Below are 16,857 nucleotides of genomic sequence, written 5' to 3'. Positions count from 1 at the left end.
GATTCAAATGAAGAAAATCATGTTTGTTGGGTCTGTTGGTGTAGGGAAGACAACCCTCACCCAGCGTTTGAAAGGGTTGGAATTGAGTTATTACAAGACACAAGCCATTCAATTTTATGATGCCATTATTGACACACCAGGAGAATTTTTACAGCACCGCAAGTATTACAATGCTCTTACAGTGACGGCAACAGAAGCTGATGTGATTGGCCTTTTGGTATCTGCTCAAGCAATTATGCAAACATTCCCTCAAGGATTTTCTTCTCTCTTTACAAAACCAGTGATTGGGGTCATTACAAAGATGGATTTGGCAGAAGATGAGGAACAGATTGAACGAGCACGAAAACAGTTAAAACAGGCAGGGGCTATTCAAGTGTTTGAAATTTCTGCGTTGGAAAATAAAGGCATCGAAGAACTGGAAGCTTATCTGCAAGAAGACTAGGTTAGGTGTCGTGAAATTTTTAAAAGAATGGTAAAATAGAGAGGAATAAAAGGAGGTGGATATGAGAGTAGAACATGGAGGCAATGCCGCTACGCTAGCAGAAAAAATGGGCTATCAGTTGGAAGACTGCATTGATTTCAGTGCCAATATCAATCCATTTGGCCTTTCTGATTCTTTGAAAGAGGCTCTAATAGGAGCGATGGAACAGTTGGTTCATTATCCGGATATAGATTATCGCAAGGCTCGCTCTGCTTTGGCTCATCACCATAATTGTGACTTGGAGCAGATTGCCTTGTCTAATGGTGCGGTGGAGCTCTTTTACGAATTGGCTCGCTATTTTCAGCCCAAACAAGTCCTAACCCTCAGTCCCACCTTTATGGAATACGAAAAAGCTTTTGTGCAGGTGGGAGCAACTCGAACAGAGTGTGTCTTGTCTGCTCCAGATTACAGCTGGGAGCTTGAAGAACTCCTAGAGGCTGCTAGTGATTTGCAAGCTGGTGATGTGGTCTTGATTTGCAATCCTAATAATCCGACAGGTAGTCTGAAAGATAGCCAATCGCTCAGACAGCTAGCGAAATGTCTTGCTGAGCGAGAGATTATCCTGATCCTTGATGAGGCTTTTATGGATTTTTTGGAGGAGGAAGGGCGTTATAGTTTTATTCCTTATCTCAAAGATTTTCCGAATGTCCTTGTGGTTCGCTCTTTGACAAAATTTTATGCCATTCCAGGCTTGAGATTGGGCTATGCTCTTAGTTATCACCCTTGTTTGGCTACAATTCAGGAAAATCGTGCCCCGTGGACGGTCAATACCTTGGCAGATACGGCAGTTCCTGTGATTTTAGCTGACAAGGCTTATCAAGAAAAAACCAGACATTGGCTCAAAGAAGAAAAGGACTTTCTCTTTGAGAGCCTGTCACGCTTTCCTTGCTTAAAAGTGACCTATCCAACGGTCAATTATCTCTTTTTCGAATACCAAGGAGAATTGGACTTGCGGGAAGAGTTGCGCAATCATCGCATTTTCATTCGTTCTTGTAGCAATTATCATCATTTGTCCAATGGGCATTATCGGATTGCCATCCGAAGTCGGGAGGAAAATGAACGATTCTTGACAGCTCTTGAAGCTGTCTTAGAAAATGAGAGTGGCTATGACTAGGATCAAGGTGTCCTGTCCAGGATCTTGTGGCGAGCTTTTTCAGTGTGTTGTTGGTGGGAGAGAATGCCTCTTATCCTATGGAATTGACCAAAAAAGTTATCTGAGCTTGGTAGAAACTGGCAAAAGTCCAGAAATGTTAGGGCAAAAAATGAGCTATGCCATGCAGCGTTTTTCTGGTACTAAAAATCTTTTATTTGACGCTCACACGGATTTGCCGATTGGCAAGGGGTGCTCGAGTAGTACAGCAGATATTCTCGTGGGGATTAAACTTCTCTCTTTGGTAGAGGGACGGGCTGTGTCGGCAGAGGAATTAACAAAGTTTTGTACCACAATTGAGCCGAGCGACTCGGTGGCCTTTGCTCATTGGACGGTTTTAAATCCTCTAACGGGAGAGGTAGTGTACCAAACCAACTGGCAACCTCATTTGTGGGTTTATATCTTGGAACCAGCAGATACTGTTGATACCTTGACCCTGCCTCGGATGACGGAGACCAAGGCTTATCCCGCTGAGAAATCGGAAGAAATCTTTCGTCGATTTATAGAAGCTTGCGAAGAGGAAAATATCGTAAAATTGGGCCAAGTTGCAACGTTGAGTGCTCGCTTGAACCAGCAACGGCTCCCCAAGCCTTATTTAGAAGACATCATCACCATAGCAGAAAAACAGGGTGCAATTGGGGTTAATGTGGCTCACAGCGGGACTGTTCTGGGAATTTTACTCCCATTTGATAGAAAAGAGTCTATCGCTGCTTTAGAAGAAGAATTAGCACGGCATCCACTAGCCTCCTATTACCAAGAGAGAAAGCTATCCCCCATTATCTTTGAGGGACTAAGGCAAATAAAGGAGTGAGGGAAGATTTGAAAGAGCTCAAACAGATAGTAGAAAGACTCCAGCCTTTGAGTTGTGAAAAAATAGCAGAAGGACAAGCGATTTGTGACCAATTGGCCAAGCCTTTAGGTGCCTTAGGGAAGATGGAAACAATCTATGCAAGACTGTATGCTATGTTTGATGGGGACATCCGTCTTTCTAAGAAGGTGGTCATGGTTTATGTGGCCGATAATGGAATTGTGGAGGAAGGGATTTCCTCCAATCCTCAAGATACAACTTACATCGTTGCGCAAAATATGCTGGCTGGTCGAACGGGACTTTGTGCAATTTCTCGCCATGTTGGATCGGATGTCCAGGTTGTCGATATTGGCTGTAAGAAAGATGTCATGCCGCACGCTAGGGAAAAAATTAGATATGGAACGCGCAACATCCTTCATGAACCTGCCTTAACCAGAGAAGAAGGAGAGCAGGCAATTTTACTTGGCTATCATAAAACGCTTGAGAAAATCAAGCAGGGCTATACTCTTTTTGGCACAGGAGAGATGGGGATTGGCAATACTACAACTTCGGCAGCCGTTATTGCTGCTATTCTAGGGTTAACAGCCAATCAGGTGACTGGTTATGGCGCCGGTCTGACCCAAGAGATGAAGGCCCATAAGACGAGGATTATTCAACAGTGCCTTGACCAGCACGCTCCCTATGAGGACGCTTTTGACGCGGCTGTGAAAGTTGGTGGATTGGACTTGCTAGGCATGGTTGGGACGTACTTGGCTTGTGCGGAGTATCACTTGCCGTGTGTGATTGATGGGCTGATTTCGATTGCAGCTTTGCTTATTGCAGCACGCTTAGCACCATCTGTATTGGAGGTTTGCTTTGCCTCGCATAGCTCGACTGAGCCAGCTTATCAATTGGTTTGTGAAACCTTGGAACTAGAGCCGATGCTACTGATGGATATGCGCTTGGGAGAAGGCTCTGGCTGTCCTCTTGCCTTCTTTCTGATGGAAAATGCCTGTTACACAATTGAGCACATGCCGACCTTTGCAGAAGGACAATTAAAAAAAGAAGATTATATTGATATTCGGGGCACATCCGAATAAGGAGGAAGATTTATGCAATTATATACAAAAACAGGAGACAAGGGCTTAACCAAGCTTGTGGGTGGTCAAAGTGTGGCCAAAGATGCCGAACGAGTCAATGCCTACGGCACCATTGACGAATTGAATTCTTGGATTGGTTTGACGATTAGCCGTATGACGGATTCAGATGCCTTGAAAGAGGAGTTGTTACAGCTGCAACACTACCTATTTGACTGCGGTTCTGATTTATCCACTCCACAAGGCGTTTATCCTTATAAGGTCGATAAGAAATTGGTAGAGTGGATTGAAGAGCGTATTGATACCTATGCTGATATTCCGCCTGCTTTGGAAACCTTTATTCTGCCAGGTGGAGATGAGATTGCTTCCATGATTCATGTGGCACGTACAATTGCCCGAAGAGCAGAACGCCACATTGTAGCAACTATGTGGACAACAGAAATCAATAATGAGGTCTTGGTTTTTGTCAATCGCTTATCGGATTATTTCTTTGCTTTGGCGCGTGTGTTGAATTTTAGAAAAAATCGTCCTGACGTAGCTTACGAACGGGGAGTTAAAGTCTTTCATAATATCACGAAAGCAGATGTGGAACGCTGGGCTAGCAAACGCGACTAATAAGTAAATATAAAGCAGTAGAATTTTAGAGTTTTACTGCTTTTTGATAGCTCTGTTTAGATAGCTTGGTCGTCTCATACTCATCTAACATTAAAGTTAACTTAAGTAGTACGAACGCAAGCAACCTCTATTTTGGTATTAGACATTCTACTTACTGTGAAAGTATTATTTTTTAGGGCCCTTAGCTTGCCTTATCTTATAGTAAAAAATAAATAGTCGTAGATAAAATGGCTTTTTTTGAAATTCAATGAGCAGCAGATAGTAAACAATTGACAAAGAGTAGTAAATAGTATACTATTTCATTGAATAGTTGAGGAGTGATACAGATGGATACGAAAATGACAGACTACAAAAATAGCTTATACAAGGAATTATCTCGATTGACTAAGGGATTAGGGAGTGAAAAACGGCTTGAGATTTTAAATCTCCTGACCCAAGGCCCCAAGCCAGTGGAGGGGATTTCCCTTGCGACAGGCCTGTCGGTGGCTAATACTTCCCGTCATCTTCAAGTCCTAAAAGAGAGCAATCTAGTGGTTACCAGCCGCCAAGGGAATTTTATTCGTTACAGTCTTGCTTCGGCAAAGGTAGCGCAACTCATTCTGTTCTTATTTGACATTGGTGAGGAGCAGCTAGCCGAAGTGCGGACCATTGAAGCGGAGTACGACAGGGAGGCAGGTGTGAACCAGATTAGTCTGCAAGAAGCTGTCGAGCTGTCTGAGCAGCCAGATGTTCTCTTATTGGACCTGCGACCTGTGGAAGAATTTGAGGCAGGTCATCTTCCTCGTGCGGTCAGTCTTCCGATGGCTGACTTTCATCAGAAAAAAACGCAGCTGCCAAAAGATCGAACGATTATTGTGTATTGTCGCGGTCGCCAGTGTGGCTATGCAAATGTGGCTGCACAAGATTTGCAATCCTTAGGCTATCCTACTTTTAGCCTTAATCGCAGTTTCGCCGATTGGAAGTGGGGCAAACGTGAAGAATGTTAAAACAGTACATGGTCAGTTTGATGGATTTTTCAAACTGATTTTTTTGTCTATTCATATTTTGAGCAAAATACTTGATTTCTATTTTTCATCTGTTAAAATATAACTATTCAACAAAATGATTGAATTGATAACAATTCGGTCATCTATTATTTTGAAAGGATTATTCAACAAAAATGTTGAATAGGGTTTAAGAAATGAACAAACGATGTTGATGGATGTGAATGAAAAGAACAGTCACTAAATAAAAAGAATGGAGAAAAGACGATGACAAAACAACTAACAACCGAAACCTTTGCAAAAGAAATTGAATCAGGTGTTACCTTGGTAGACTTTGGTGCGACCTGGTGCCCTCCTTGCCAAATGATGGAGCCTATCGTTGAAGAGTTGGCTCAGGAATTTGAAGGAAGAGCGAGTGTGACCAAGGTGGATGTGGATCAATCCCCAGAATTAGCCCAACTCTTCAATGTGCGTTCCATTCCCACCCTTGTGCTTTTCAAAGATGGGAAGCCGGTTGATGCCACGCTTGGTGTCCAACCAAAGAAGGTATTGGCAGAGAAGATTTCAAGTCAATTATAGGAGAAACAAATGTACGATGCAATTATTATTGGTTCAGGACCTGCGGGCTATACGGCGGGGATCTATCTTAGTCGAGCAGGTTTTAAAAATCGATTGATTACAGGCTATTCAGAAGGTGGTCAGCTCACAACGACTACGCTGGTTGAGAATTATCCAGGATTTGAAAAGGGAATTGACGGGAATGAACTGGTCAAAAATATGCGTCAGCAAGCAGCCTCTTTTGGAACAGAGATGACCTTTGGTTTCGTTGAAAAAATCGAAGGAGAAAGCTCTCCTTTTACAGTGCACCTTGATTCTGGCGAAATGCTGGAAACCAAGGCTGTTATTATTGCGACTGGCTCAAGTGCGAATTACCTAGGAATTGAAGGGGAAGCAGAAGCAATCGGTAAAGGTGTTAGTGCCTGTGCAACGTGTGATGCCTTCTTTTACAAGGAACGTGAAATTATTGTCGTTGGTGGTGGAGACGTTGCCATGGAAGAAGCTATCTATTTGACTCGCTTTGCTTCTAAAGTTACAGTTGTCCACCGTAGAGATGAGTTACGTGCGTCTGATATCATGGTACAGCGAGCTAAAAGTCATCAGGAGATTAACTGGGTCTTGAATGCAACTCCAGTTAAGGTTCATTCAGACATGATGGGAATGACGGGGCTGGATATTCGGGATAATGCGACTGGTGAGGTTAGACACCTCAAGGCAGATGGGCTTTTTGTAGCAATTGGTCATCATCCAAATACGGAATTTCTGGGAGGAAAACTAGAATTGGATGCCAAAGGCTATATTCAGACGCAGCCAGGGACTTCTAAGACTTCTGTGCCAGGGATTTTTGCGGCTGGTGATGTTCAAGATTCTAAGTACCAGCAAGCTGTTACTGCAGCAGCCAGTGGTGCAGTCGCAGCCTTGGATACCTTAGAATTTATTGAAAATAAATGATAAAGACAATCACGTCTAGCCTAGAACTGGACGAACTCTTACAGGAAATGGGGCACCTAGCCCTCCTTGTGTCTCCCAATCAGTGCAGTATTGCATCAGTAGAGCAAGGAGTGCTTCTTGCTTTAGCCAAGGAGAAGGGATTGCCACTGTATCAGGCGGATTTGTTTCAAGTGCCAAGGTTGCTATCTCTGTATGCCCTCAATCCCTCTATGACGAGCCTATTAATCTTTGAGCAAGGCCGCTTAGTGACAAAGGAGGAATATGGATATGGCACGACAAGCCCTGCTACAAACGACAAACCATCTCGTTTAGGGATATAGGAGATGGTTGGAGTGAGGTAGAACTCAATCTATCAAAAATTGAACTTATGTCGGCTTTGTTTGAGAAAATTTGCTTACAAAGGCATCGTGATAAATAGAAAGGAAACCTTATGGAAATTAGTTATTGGTCAGATATTGCTTGTCCCTTTTGCTATATTGGTGCAAGCCGTATGAAACGTGCGATGGAAGCGGTTGGCTTGGATCCTCATGATTTGAAAATGAAGGCTTACCAACTCAATCCTCATGCCCCTTTGGCAACAGATGAAACCATGTTGACGCAGTTTGCGGCTAGTCATGGTATGACTGAGGAGCAGGCAAGGATGCAGTTTCAGCACATGGCAGAAATGGGAGCTGAAGAAGGCCTCAAGCTAGATGTTGCAGGAGCCATCCCAACAAATACCTTTTCAGCCCACCGCCTCATCAAATGGGCAGAAAGTCGGTTGGATAAAAATACGCATCACCGCCTCATCACGAAACTCTATCAACTCTATTTTGAAGAGCATGCCTCGATTGCTGATACAGCGGTTTTACTGGAAGCGGCTAAGGGAGTGGGCTTACCGCAAGAAGAAGTGACAGCTTTACTTGAAGGAACGGACTTTAGCACTGCTGTCAATCAAGATATCCTAGAAGCTCAAGAAGCTAGAGTGCAAGGAGCGCCCTTCTTTGTGCTGAATCATAAATATGGTATTTCAGGTGCACAATCGTATGAGTACATGCTTGCAGCCCTTAAACAAGTTCAAGCAGAAGAAGGGAACAATAAAAAATGAAAGAATTGAAAATGGACTTTTTGGGTTCTGAGAGTGAAAATGGGGCTTCGCTCGTCTGTGGAGTTGATGGCTGTATGATAGATACAGGGTTACAGCAGGAAAATGCAGATGATTTCGAAGAAAGAAAGGACTAAAGGATGGAATTATCAGCCTTAAATTTGGTGCCGTTGCGGTCGGGCCAGAATTTTCACGAAGCGATAGAGGATATGGTTGAGCTGGCTCAACAATTAGAAGGTTTTGGCTATAAGCGGTATTGGATTGCCGAACACCACAATAGCAAAACCATCGCGAGTAGTGCAACGCAACTGTTGATCCAGCATACGCTGTCGCAGACGAACACTATCAGAGTAGGTTCAGGTGGTGTCATGCTTCCTAATCACAGCCCTTATCTGGTTGCGGAGCAATATGGAACGCTTGAAACCCTGTATCCAAAGCGGATTGATTTGGGTTTGGGTCGAGCACCGGGGACAGATATGCAAACAGCACGAGCGTTACGGCGTTCGGATAATCTCAATCCAGATTTTGAAACGGATTTGGCAGAATTGGAGTCCTATTTTAAAGATAGCTCATCTGTCCATGCCTACCCGGCTGCAGGGCTGGATGTACCATTTTATATCTTGGGTTCAAGTACGGATTCTGCTCATTTGGCTGCTAAATTGGGACGCCCCTATGTTTTTGCGGCACATTTTGCACCAGCAGCTATGGAAGAGGCGATTCGGATTTACAGGCAGGAATTTACGCCTTCTGCCTACTTGGATAAACCGTACGTTATCCTAGCTTTAAATGCCATTCTTGCTGAAACAGATGAGGAGGCAAAGGTCTTAGCGACCAGCCAGACTCAGACCTTCTTGAGTATCGTGACCAATGCCCAGAAAGGATTACAGCCTCCTAAGGCAAGTGAGGACGACGTTTGGCGGCATTATGTCGCTGCGGAAAAAGTTCCTCACTTTGGGCCGGTAGCTTTTACAAAGGATTCCCTCATCCGAAGAGAAAAAGCGATTGTGGAGCAAATGTCGGCTGTCACCTTGGTTGGAAGTCCAGATACCGTAGCTCGTCAAATTGCCCAATTACACAGTCGTGTGCAGATGGATGAAATTATGGCCAATAGTTTCATTTATGACCAAACAGCCCAAGCGAGGTCGTATGAGTTGCTAGCTCAGGCTATTCAGAAAGAGAATAGCGAGGGATAATCAGTGGATAAAAAACGAATTGAAGCCTTCTCAGACGCTATTTTAGCTATTATTGTTACCATTATGGCGTTAGAATTGCAATTACCAAAAGAGTTAACACTCTCTGGCTTTGTGGGTATTCTCCCTATGGTCTTCGTCTACATCGCCAGTTTCTTGCAGATTATGACCGTTTGGCTCTACTATCACGAGCTCTTTCAATTGCTGGATCAGATGACTTTTCGTGTTTTTGTCGCAAATAGTGTCTGGCTCTTAACGGCCAGCTTGGTGCCCCTAGCAACGAGAGCTGTTGGTCAATACTCTGGTAGTTTTTCTGCCCTCTTATTTTATATCCTTATCTTAGGATTGTGGGATGTCGCCTGGGTCATCATGGCCACTGTCTTGTTGAAATCAACTTCCAGACAACTTTCCTTGGACGATAAACGAATTCCCTATCGCTGGGCGAAGCTTTATGCTGTTCAATTATTAGTCATTTTACTTGTGGGGTATTTGGTTCCATCCTTCATCCCATTTGGTCCCTTACTTATGATTGTCAATGTCATCTACGGATTTTTGAGTGATCGAAAATAATGTTAAAGACAACGAACGTGTTTAGGTCGGCATATTAGACAGACTTCTTTTGAGGTCTGTTTTTTTGTTGAGGAAAATAAAAGACGTGCTACTTCTGGATTTCTGAAAATTTGTCGAAATGGGTCAGAAGAAGGGGAGGAGGGGGTAGAAGAAAAGAAAACGTAGAGAAAAAATAGGTGACCGATAGAGAAAGAAGATAGGCGTTTGTTATACTGAGCTTAGGATAGAAAATGAGAACGTGTAGCTAGGCCAGATTGATGTTAGGAAAGATAGACAGGCCTGTTTTACCACTTGCATTTTCATCAGTTATTGTCAGTATTAACATCATGTTGAACTGATTGTATCAGAAAGGAGAAGAGATGAATTCCTTTACCCGTGCGAGATTGTATCTCAAGCGTCATCCAGTTAGAACTGCTATCTTAACCACGTTTCTTTTGTTCATTAGTATTGCCCTGAGCCTACTGATTAGCCTCAATACATCGTTAACTCAGGATAGGAAACGTTTATCAGATAGTCAACTGCACCAATCCCTTGTGACACGATTGAGAGATGTTCCATCGTCGCAAGATAATCCTGCTAGTCGCAGCTATTTTGAAGAGATGGCTGCTGAAAATCACCTGACAGCCCTTCATTTTATTTCAGAAGAAGTGACAATTGGAGAGACTGAATCTGAACAAACGAGGGTGTATAGTTTGGTCAATCAAGACTTCTTTGAAAAAAGCCAGTTGGTCGACAAGGAAATGATATTGGAAGCAGGGGCTTTTTTAGCTGAAAACAGTGATAGCGAGGTTCTTATTAGTCGTAATCTTGCTGATCGTTATCATCTTGCCGTAGGAGATAGGATTTCAATCACATCAACAACAGGTCAAAAGCTGGCCGTACGGATTGCAGGTATCTTTAAGTCTAATCGTTCTCCCTTTGCCAATAAGGAAAGCGATACGCTTGAACATACTATTTTGACCACAAAAAAGACCATTGAGCAATTAAATCCTCAGTATAGTTACCATACCAGTATCTATCACGCTGAGCATGAAGCAGATATGGTCCAGGCCAGAGCTTATTTGCAGGCAAATTCAGCACTAAAAGACTACCAATTAACGCAAAATTCCAGCGTTCAAACTCAGCTAAAAACCTTGCATAGCCAGCAAGGTCTTCTCAAATGGATTTTATGGGGGACCATTGTACTTAGTCACCTCGTTCTTCTCTTTTTCCTTCATTTATGGATGAAGGGTCGGCAATTGGAGATTGGGGTTTTGCAATCGCTGGGGAAAAGTCGGATGGAAATCCTACTCCAGTATGTGCTGGAAGTACTGATTCTGGCAAGTATTACCTTGGTGATTGGTCTAGTAGTGACAAACCTGTTTCTTCCTTCATTAAGGGAAGTCTTGCTAAGCGATATGCTGAAAACAAGTTACGAGAATGCCGATAATGGCGAATGGTTACCAGCTGTTTTCTTGGCAAACCATCACTATGTAAAAGAACTACTTTCTCATCCTATCCGTCTTGCGCCTCTTGATATACTCTTGATTGTTGGTAGTGTCTTAGGCTTGTCTGTGGGAGCAGTACTTGTTTCTTGTTTGTCACTGCTTCGCTATTCACCGAAAAAAATCTTTACAATGATGTCATAAGCTACATGAAGATATAAAGGAGAAATCATGTCATTTATTACGAGAGCGTTGTATTATTTACGACGAAAAACAGTCAGAAATCTGGTTACCTTTTTCCTATTTGCCACAGTTGCTAGCTCCTTAGTGGCAGTCATGGCCTTATCCAAGTCGATGTCGGGAAAGGTTATTGAAAAAAATAATATTGCCCAGACAGTTACATTATCTGCCAGCAACATTTTTGTTGGAGATGGGTATGGTTCAGGAGAATTATCCGAAAAAGCGCTGCAAGAAATTGGTCATCATCCAGATGTGGAGAGCTTTGTTTCATCCGTTTCATCCTTTGCTAGTTTAGAAAATGCAAAGCCTGTCCCTATTGGAACCAGCGAAGGGGATTATCGTCCTGGAAATCTTGAAACAGTGGTCAATGTTGAAGGGATTTCGACCAGTGAGAAGGATAATCGGTTTACAACCGGCATGCTCAGTCTTGTCAGTGGTCGGCATATCACAGCAGGAGACAAGCACAAGGTGATTGTCCACGAAGATTTTGCCAAGCATAAGCATTTAAAAGTGGGAGATCAGTTGACACTTGGTCGCGACCCCATTCGCTATATTGGGACAGATAAGACACCAATTCAAGCAGAAATCATTGGGATTTTCAAAGGAAAAACCTTCAATAGACCGAACTATAGTGATGAATTAGTTTCTAATACTCTCTTATCGGATACGACAATAGCCAGTGAATTATTTGGTTTTGAAACAGGAAAAACCCTCTATAGTGAAGCAACCTATACCTTGAAAAAATCGGCAGACACCAAGGCTTTCATAGCCAATATTAAGCAGACAGTTGATACAGTTAACTGGCAAAATTATCAATTAACCGAGCAAAATCCTGCTCTAAAATCCTATAATCGGAGTATTGTTCTCTTGCAAAAGACGGTCAAACGGCTCTTGATTGGGACAATTATCACAAGCGCTATCGTACTCATCTTGCTCTTGATTTTTAATAGTCAAAGTCGTTTACGTGAATCGGGTGTGCTACTAGCGCTTGGTCGTTCAAAATGGGATATTATGGCTCAGCATATCCTTGAAAATATTCTCTTAGCCCTTCCGGCTTTTGCGGTTGCTAGTCTCTTAGGACAAATGCTGGGACAATCGTTTGCCAACCAGACAGTAGACTCTGTTGCCAAAACAGTACGCGCTGATATATTGAAACAGCTAGGAGGCTATAGTCTTGGTGCAGATAGCCAGACGGACTTGATTATGCAAACAGTCAAGCATTTCCAAGTACAATTCACACCAAGAGAATTGTCTCAGATGTTGGTCGTATGTGCGTGCTTGATTGTAGGTGGTATTCTCGTCGCAAGCATACCGCTGATGTCTTATAAGCCAAAAGATATTTTAACGAAGATTTCATAAGGAGAAGAGTATGTTAGCGATTAAAGATTTATCCTATACCTATGCAAATATTAGTCAGCAATCCGTCTTTCAAAACTTGAATTACCAATTTGAAGAAGGGACTTTTTATTCCATTGTCGGCCATTCAGGAACTGGAAAGACCACCTTATTATCGCTGTTAGCAGGTCTAGATAAGCCAACTTCAGGTCAGGTCTTGCTAGATGGTCAAGATGTCCGAGAAATTGGTTATCAAGCCTATCGCAGAAACCATGTATCCTTGGTTTTTCAAAATTACAACTTGCTAGACTATCTTACTCCTTTGGAAAATATTCGCTTAGTGAATAAAAAAGCTGATCCTCAGGTCTTGCTCGATTTGGGCTTGTCCCAAGAGCAGATTCATCGCAATATCCTTCAATTATCAGGTGGGCAGCAGCAACGGGTAGCTATTGCCCGTTCCCTCGTTTCTGGTGCTAACATCATGCTACTAGATGAACCGACTGGTAATTTGGATGAAGACATTGCAATCGATATTGTAGAGCATCTAAAAACCATTGCCCATGAGGAGAAGAAATGTGTCATTATGGTGACCCATAGCAAGGTCTTGGCCAGTATGGCAGATGTGCAGTTGACCTTGCGCAATGGTCAATTTCGTTGATAAAAGAAAAAAAGAAGAACTGGCTGAATGGAAATAACCGATTCAGCCAGTATTCTTGTGCAAGTCTAGTAATAAAACTTATCTGTACTTTGTCTGTTTTTTGGGTCATAAGCAGAAAGTTTCTTGAAACTAGTGTATAATTAAGAGGGAACTTTTTCAAAAAAGCGAGTAGAGTAGGAAAAGGAGAGCAAGAATGTACAAAATTTTAGTCGTTGAAGACGATGCAACTATCAACCAAGTTATTTGTGAATTTTTAAAAGAACATGGCTACCAAGTGAAGGCAGCAGTAGATGGCAAAGAAGCCCTAAATTATTTTGAACAAGACTGCTTTGACTTGATTCTCTTAGATATTATGCTGCCAACTGTCAGTGGCCTGGATGTTTTAAAAGAAATCCGGAAAACTTCTCAGGTACCAGTGATGATGCTAACAGCTCTTGATGATGAATATACCCAGCTTGTCAGCTTCAACCACTTAATCAGTGATTATGTGACTAAACCGTTTTCACCTCTGATTTTGATGAAACGGATTGAAAATATTTTACGCAGCTCCATCACCTATTCTGAAATTATCATCGATGACTTACGCGTATCCTTAGAAGACTGCACTGTTTATTGGAAAGGGGAGAAAATATCTCCGACCAAGACAGAGTATGAGTTGATCGAAACTCTTGCCAAACGCAAGTACCACCTTGTGACCAGAGAGCAGCTGATGGATGTTATCTGGGGTTATAGCGAATTGGACACGCGGGTTCTGGATAACCACATCAAGAATATTCGGAAGAAGATACCGGGAATTCCTTTGGTGACGATTACTGGTATGGGTTATCAGTTGGGGAGAGATGACTAGTGAAAATCGCTAAAAAACACTTTCTCTTAACAAGTGGCGTGGTCTTTATTGTCGTGACGGCTTTACTGACGACCTTGTACTTTGTCATGCCGATATATTATCAGTCGGTTAAGACTGCAGAAGTAACACGGGAATTTACACAAGTTTCCCAAAGTATTCAAGGAAAGTCTAAAGATGAGATGACGGCTCTTCTGACCTATTACGATAAAAAGAATTTGCGTATGTGGTATGCCTTGACGGATGCGACAGGAAAACTCTACTATCCAAGGGTAGAGACCTCAGATGAAGGGATAGCCGTCCAAGTCAGTCCTTTTATTGCCGCAGATAATGAGCGGGCTCAATTAAAAGAAGTCATCACAGATGGGGACGGTCAAAATTATACTTTAGAAGGCGAATATTCTCTACAACCCGTTTCGGATGCCAGTCAGGTGCTGTTTGAGTTGTCTCCCTATTTGTTGTTCTTTTCTTTGTGTTTAGGTATCAGCCTTTCCTTTGTTTATAGCCGAATTTCGACCAGACGGCTCAAGGAGATTTCTGCGACAACCCGAAAAATGGTGAGCCTATCCCCAGATGTTTTCTGTCAAGTCAATGGAAACGATGAAATTGCGGATTTGGCGCAGGATGTCAATACACTCTATGAAAGTCTCTTGCGCAATATGGAGGCCTTGCGATTGGAAAACGAGAAAGTTGCAGAAAGTGAGCGAAGCAAGGCCGAATTTTTACGGATGACCTCGCATGAACTTAAGACACCGATTGCGGGGATGCTTGGCATTGTAGACGGCATGATTTATGGGATTGGGGATTTTAAGGATCGAGACAAGTACCTCAAAAAATGCCGCGAAATACTGGAAGAGCAGTCCCAGCTTGTCCAATCCATTCTAGCGATTTCCAAATTAGAGATGCAGGATGTAGAAGAAGAAACCAGTGTCTTTTCCTTATCGGATGTCTTGGAAGAGCAGGTTGGATTTTACCAGACCTTGGCTACTGTAGAAGGGTATCACTTTATCGCAAAGCTGTCACCGCTAGAGGTAGAAGGCAATCAAACGTATTTACTCAAGGCTATCAAGAATCTTTTAGACAATGCCTTTCATTATACGAAGGCTGGTGGGGAGATTTTGTTATCCGTAGATGAAAACCAGCTGGTCATTGAAAATGAGGCAGAAAAAATCTTAAGTAAGGAGCAAATCAAGCAGATTTTCCAACCTTTTTATCGACCAGATTACAGTCGTAGCCGTAAGGACGGCGGAACAGGACTAGGTCTCTTTATTGTGCAGCAGATTTTAGAACAGCACCAATTGACCTATCGTTTTGAAGCAATTGATGAGAAGTGGATGCGTTTTAGCATTTTCTTTTAAAGGATAGAAGAAAAGCATAGAAACAGATAAATTTCTATGCTTTTTTGCTGGAAGGAAACATAAAGGGCTCTATAATATCTGTAGTGGGTAAATCCACTGTAGAGATTATGGAGCCTTTTTCAGTGTAGAAAAAAAGTCCCATATGACCTATAATGAAAAGCGATAAAACCATCATTTAGAAAGACTCATATGGAACAACTAAATCTTATCACAAATTTTCTCAAAATGAAAGACAAAAATATCACGATCACTAATGAATGCGACATGGGAACTCACTTAGAACTCCACGGTCACTTGGATTACACAGCCCCTAAATGCCCTTCCTGCAAGGGACAAATGGCTAAGTATGACTTCCAGAAAGCCTCTAAAATCCCCTACTTAGAAACTGCTGGCTACCCACTACTTATCCGCCTTCGAAAGCGTCGTTTCAAGTGCAAGGAATGTGGGAAAATGGCGGTCGCTGAAACTCCTATTGTTAAGAAGAACCATCAAATATCTGTCGCTGTCAACCAGAAAATCGCACAATTACTCATCGAAAAGCAAGCAATGACACATATCGCACACAGACTCTCCATTTCTACATCTACAGTTATTCGAAAACTCAATGAGTTTAAATTTGAAACGGATTGGGATAAGCTTCCAGAAGTCATGTCCTGGGATGAGTATGCCTTCAAGAAAGGGAAAATGAGCTTTATCGCTCAAGATTTTGACACAAATAACATCATCGCTATCCTTGATGGAAGAACGCAAGCAACCATCCGAAATCACTTTCTGAGATACCCTAGACAGGTCAGAAACCGCGTTAAATTCATCACTATGGACATGTTTAGCCCTTACTATCAACTAGCCAAACAACTTTTTCCTCATGCTAAAATCGTGCTTGATCGTTTCCACGTTGTGCAACATCTCAGCCGTGCTATGAACCGTGTCCGCATACAAATCATGAATCAATTCGATAGAAAATCCCAGGAATACCGTGTCTTAAAACGCTACTGGAAACTGGTACAACAAGATAGCCGTAAACTCAGTGATAAACGATTTTATCGCCCTACATTTCGCATGCATTTGACCAATAAGGAAATCTTAGACAAGCTCCTATCCTACTCAGATGAGTTACGACAACATTATGAACTCTATCAACTTCTTTTATTCCATTTCCAAGAGAAGAACTCAGATCATTTCTTTGACCTAATTGAACAAGAAATAGCCACTGTTAACCCTATTTTCCAGACGGTATTTAAGACGTTTCTAAAGGATAAGGACAAGGTTTTAAACGCCTTGGAATTGCCTTATTCCAACGCTAAATTGGAAGCTACCAATAATCTTATCAAAGTCATTAAACGAAATGCCTTTGGTTTCAGGAACTTTGAAAACTTCAAAAAGCGGATTTTGATTGCCTTAAACATCAAAAAAGAGAAGACCAAGTTGGTCCTCTCTAGGTGTTAGCTGACATCTACCCACTACAGTTGACAAAGAGCCACATAAAGAGGCTGAACACTTTGGCTCAGCCCCCGGGGATTCAATAAAAGAAA

Annotated in this window: 19 protein-coding genes; all 19 read left to right on the top strand. The window is 42.4% G+C overall.

Annotation, left to right across the window (positions count from 1 at the left end; genetic code table 11):
- The first annotated feature begins 7 nt into the window (after nucleotides 1-7).
- The 19 genes from BFM96_RS08510 (at nucleotide 8) to BFM96_RS08425 (ending at nucleotide 16,771) form a co-directional block, all read left to right on the top strand.
- A complete protein-coding gene (locus BFM96_RS08510) occupies nucleotides 8-442 on the top strand; it encodes a EutP/PduV family microcompartment system protein (protein WP_068992992.1) in 435 nt (144 codons plus the stop codon).
- Nucleotides 443-503: 61 nt separating this feature from the next.
- Complete coding sequence (gene cobD / locus BFM96_RS08505; RefSeq protein ID WP_068992990.1) at nucleotides 504-1,595, top strand: threonine-phosphate decarboxylase CobD; 1,092 nt, start codon at nucleotides 504-506, stop codon at nucleotides 1,593-1,595.
- Entirely contained in the window at nucleotides 1,588-2,442 is an 855-nt protein-coding gene (locus BFM96_RS08500) for a GHMP family kinase ATP-binding protein (RefSeq protein ID WP_068992988.1), read from the top strand. The genes cobD and BFM96_RS08500 overlap by 8 nt, the downstream gene beginning before the upstream one ends.
- A gap of 8 nt (nucleotides 2,443-2,450) precedes the next feature.
- Nucleotides 2,451-3,518, top strand: a complete 1,068-nt coding sequence (cobT, locus tag BFM96_RS08495; protein ID WP_068994284.1) for a nicotinate-nucleotide--dimethylbenzimidazole phosphoribosyltransferase — start codon at nucleotides 2,451-2,453, stop codon at nucleotides 3,516-3,518.
- 12 nt (nucleotides 3,519-3,530) lie between these two features.
- The gene (locus tag BFM96_RS08490) at nucleotides 3,531-4,130 is read left to right on the top strand and encodes a cob(I)yrinic acid a,c-diamide adenosyltransferase (RefSeq protein WP_068992985.1); all 600 of its coding nucleotides are present in this window, start codon (nucleotides 3,531-3,533) and stop codon (nucleotides 4,128-4,130) included.
- A gap of 326 nt (nucleotides 4,131-4,456) precedes the next feature.
- On the top strand, nucleotides 4,457-5,116 hold the full coding sequence (locus tag BFM96_RS08485; RefSeq protein WP_068992982.1) for an ArsR/SmtB family transcription factor: 660 nt from the start codon (nucleotides 4,457-4,459) through the stop codon (nucleotides 5,114-5,116).
- A 264-nt stretch (nucleotides 5,117-5,380) separates the two neighbouring features.
- A complete protein-coding gene (trxA, locus tag BFM96_RS08480; RefSeq protein WP_067088742.1) occupies nucleotides 5,381-5,692 on the top strand; it encodes a thioredoxin in 312 nt (103 codons plus the stop codon).
- 9 nt (nucleotides 5,693-5,701) lie between these two features.
- Nucleotides 5,702-6,622 (top strand): thioredoxin-disulfide reductase, encoded by a 921-nt coding sequence (trxB, locus tag BFM96_RS08475; RefSeq protein ID WP_068992980.1) that lies wholly within the window; start codon nucleotides 5,702-5,704, stop codon nucleotides 6,620-6,622.
- On the top strand, nucleotides 6,619-6,942 hold the full coding sequence (locus BFM96_RS08470; RefSeq protein WP_067088750.1) for a hypothetical protein: 324 nt from the start codon (nucleotides 6,619-6,621) through the stop codon (nucleotides 6,940-6,942). Before trxB ends, BFM96_RS08470 begins: the two co-directional genes overlap by 4 nt.
- A gap of 110 nt (nucleotides 6,943-7,052) precedes the next feature.
- Nucleotides 7,053-7,709 (top strand): DsbA family oxidoreductase, encoded by a 657-nt coding sequence (locus BFM96_RS08465; RefSeq protein ID WP_068992977.1) that lies wholly within the window; start codon nucleotides 7,053-7,055, stop codon nucleotides 7,707-7,709.
- Complete coding sequence (locus BFM96_RS11235) at nucleotides 7,706-7,843, top strand: hypothetical protein (RefSeq protein ID WP_188595301.1); 138 nt, start codon at nucleotides 7,706-7,708, stop codon at nucleotides 7,841-7,843. The genes BFM96_RS08465 and BFM96_RS11235 overlap by 4 nt, the downstream gene beginning before the upstream one ends.
- A gap of 3 nt (nucleotides 7,844-7,846) precedes the next feature.
- On the top strand, nucleotides 7,847-8,899 hold the full coding sequence (locus BFM96_RS08460; RefSeq protein WP_068992974.1) for an LLM class flavin-dependent oxidoreductase: 1,053 nt from the start codon (nucleotides 7,847-7,849) through the stop codon (nucleotides 8,897-8,899).
- 3 nt (nucleotides 8,900-8,902) lie between these two features.
- On the top strand, nucleotides 8,903-9,466 hold the full coding sequence (locus BFM96_RS08455) for a TMEM175 family protein (RefSeq protein WP_068992972.1): 564 nt from the start codon (nucleotides 8,903-8,905) through the stop codon (nucleotides 9,464-9,466).
- A gap of 359 nt (nucleotides 9,467-9,825) precedes the next feature.
- Nucleotides 9,826-11,094 (top strand): ABC transporter permease, encoded by a 1,269-nt coding sequence (locus tag BFM96_RS08450; protein ID WP_068992969.1) that lies wholly within the window; start codon nucleotides 9,826-9,828, stop codon nucleotides 11,092-11,094.
- A 27-nt stretch (nucleotides 11,095-11,121) separates the two neighbouring features.
- Nucleotides 11,122-12,489: an ABC transporter permease gene (locus tag BFM96_RS08445; protein ID WP_068992966.1), complete on the top strand. Its 1,368-nt coding sequence runs from the start codon at nucleotides 11,122-11,124 to the stop codon at nucleotides 12,487-12,489.
- Nucleotides 12,490-12,499: 10 nt separating this feature from the next.
- Nucleotides 12,500-13,123, top strand: coding sequence for an ABC transporter ATP-binding protein (locus BFM96_RS08440; protein ID WP_068992963.1), 624 nt, complete (start codon nucleotides 12,500-12,502; stop codon nucleotides 13,121-13,123).
- Nucleotides 13,124-13,316: 193 nt separating this feature from the next.
- A complete protein-coding gene (locus BFM96_RS08435; protein WP_068992961.1) occupies nucleotides 13,317-13,970 on the top strand; it encodes a response regulator transcription factor in 654 nt (217 codons plus the stop codon).
- Entirely contained in the window at nucleotides 13,970-15,325 is a 1,356-nt protein-coding gene (locus BFM96_RS08430; RefSeq protein ID WP_068992958.1) for a sensor histidine kinase, read from the top strand. Before BFM96_RS08435 ends, BFM96_RS08430 begins: the two co-directional genes overlap by 1 nt.
- Nucleotides 15,326-15,514: 189 nt before the next feature.
- On the top strand, nucleotides 15,515-16,771 hold the full coding sequence (locus tag BFM96_RS08425; RefSeq protein ID WP_068992955.1) for an ISL3 family transposase: 1,257 nt from the start codon (nucleotides 15,515-15,517) through the stop codon (nucleotides 16,769-16,771).
- The last annotated feature ends 86 nt before the right edge of the window (nucleotides 16,772-16,857 follow it).

Origin of the sequence: Streptococcus himalayensis (assembly GCF_001708305.1) — a bacterium.
In the GTDB taxonomy this organism is placed as follows: Bacteria; Bacillota; Bacilli; order Lactobacillales; family Streptococcaceae; genus Streptococcus; species Streptococcus himalayensis.
Note: the sequence above shows the minus strand (reverse complement) of the source record. Positions and strands in the feature narration are given on the sequence as shown.

What these genes read in the sequence shown, in the direction of transcription:
- BFM96_RS08510 (WP_068992992.1), top strand. Translation starts at nt 8, where the DNA reads ATGAAGAAAATCATGTTTGTTGGGTCTGTTGGTGTAGGGAAGACAACC.
- cobD (WP_068992990.1), top strand. Translation starts at nt 504, where the DNA reads ATGAGAGTAGAACATGGAGGCAATGCCGCTACGCTAGCAGAAAAAATG.
- BFM96_RS08500 (WP_068992988.1), top strand. Translation starts at nt 1,588, where the DNA reads ATGACTAGGATCAAGGTGTCCTGTCCAGGATCTTGTGGCGAGCTTTTT.
- BFM96_RS08490 (WP_068992985.1), top strand. Translation starts at nt 3,531, where the DNA reads ATGCAATTATATACAAAAACAGGAGACAAGGGCTTAACCAAGCTTGTG.
- BFM96_RS08485 (WP_068992982.1), top strand. Translation starts at nt 4,457, where the DNA reads ATGGATACGAAAATGACAGACTACAAAAATAGCTTATACAAGGAATTA.
- trxA (WP_067088742.1), top strand. Translation starts at nt 5,381, where the DNA reads ATGACAAAACAACTAACAACCGAAACCTTTGCAAAAGAAATTGAATCA.
- trxB (WP_068992980.1), top strand. Translation starts at nt 5,702, where the DNA reads ATGTACGATGCAATTATTATTGGTTCAGGACCTGCGGGCTATACGGCG.
- BFM96_RS08470 (WP_067088750.1), top strand. Translation starts at nt 6,619, where the DNA reads ATGATAAAGACAATCACGTCTAGCCTAGAACTGGACGAACTCTTACAG.
- BFM96_RS08465 (WP_068992977.1), top strand. Translation starts at nt 7,053, where the DNA reads ATGGAAATTAGTTATTGGTCAGATATTGCTTGTCCCTTTTGCTATATT.
- BFM96_RS11235 (WP_188595301.1), top strand. Translation starts at nt 7,706, where the DNA reads ATGAAAGAATTGAAAATGGACTTTTTGGGTTCTGAGAGTGAAAATGGG.
- BFM96_RS08460 (WP_068992974.1), top strand. Translation starts at nt 7,847, where the DNA reads ATGGAATTATCAGCCTTAAATTTGGTGCCGTTGCGGTCGGGCCAGAAT.
- BFM96_RS08450 (WP_068992969.1), top strand. Translation starts at nt 9,826, where the DNA reads ATGAATTCCTTTACCCGTGCGAGATTGTATCTCAAGCGTCATCCAGTT.
- BFM96_RS08445 (WP_068992966.1), top strand. Translation starts at nt 11,122, where the DNA reads ATGTCATTTATTACGAGAGCGTTGTATTATTTACGACGAAAAACAGTC.
- BFM96_RS08440 (WP_068992963.1), top strand. Translation starts at nt 12,500, where the DNA reads ATGTTAGCGATTAAAGATTTATCCTATACCTATGCAAATATTAGTCAG.
- BFM96_RS08435 (WP_068992961.1), top strand. Translation starts at nt 13,317, where the DNA reads ATGTACAAAATTTTAGTCGTTGAAGACGATGCAACTATCAACCAAGTT.
- BFM96_RS08425 (WP_068992955.1), top strand. Translation starts at nt 15,515, where the DNA reads ATGGAACAACTAAATCTTATCACAAATTTTCTCAAAATGAAAGACAAA.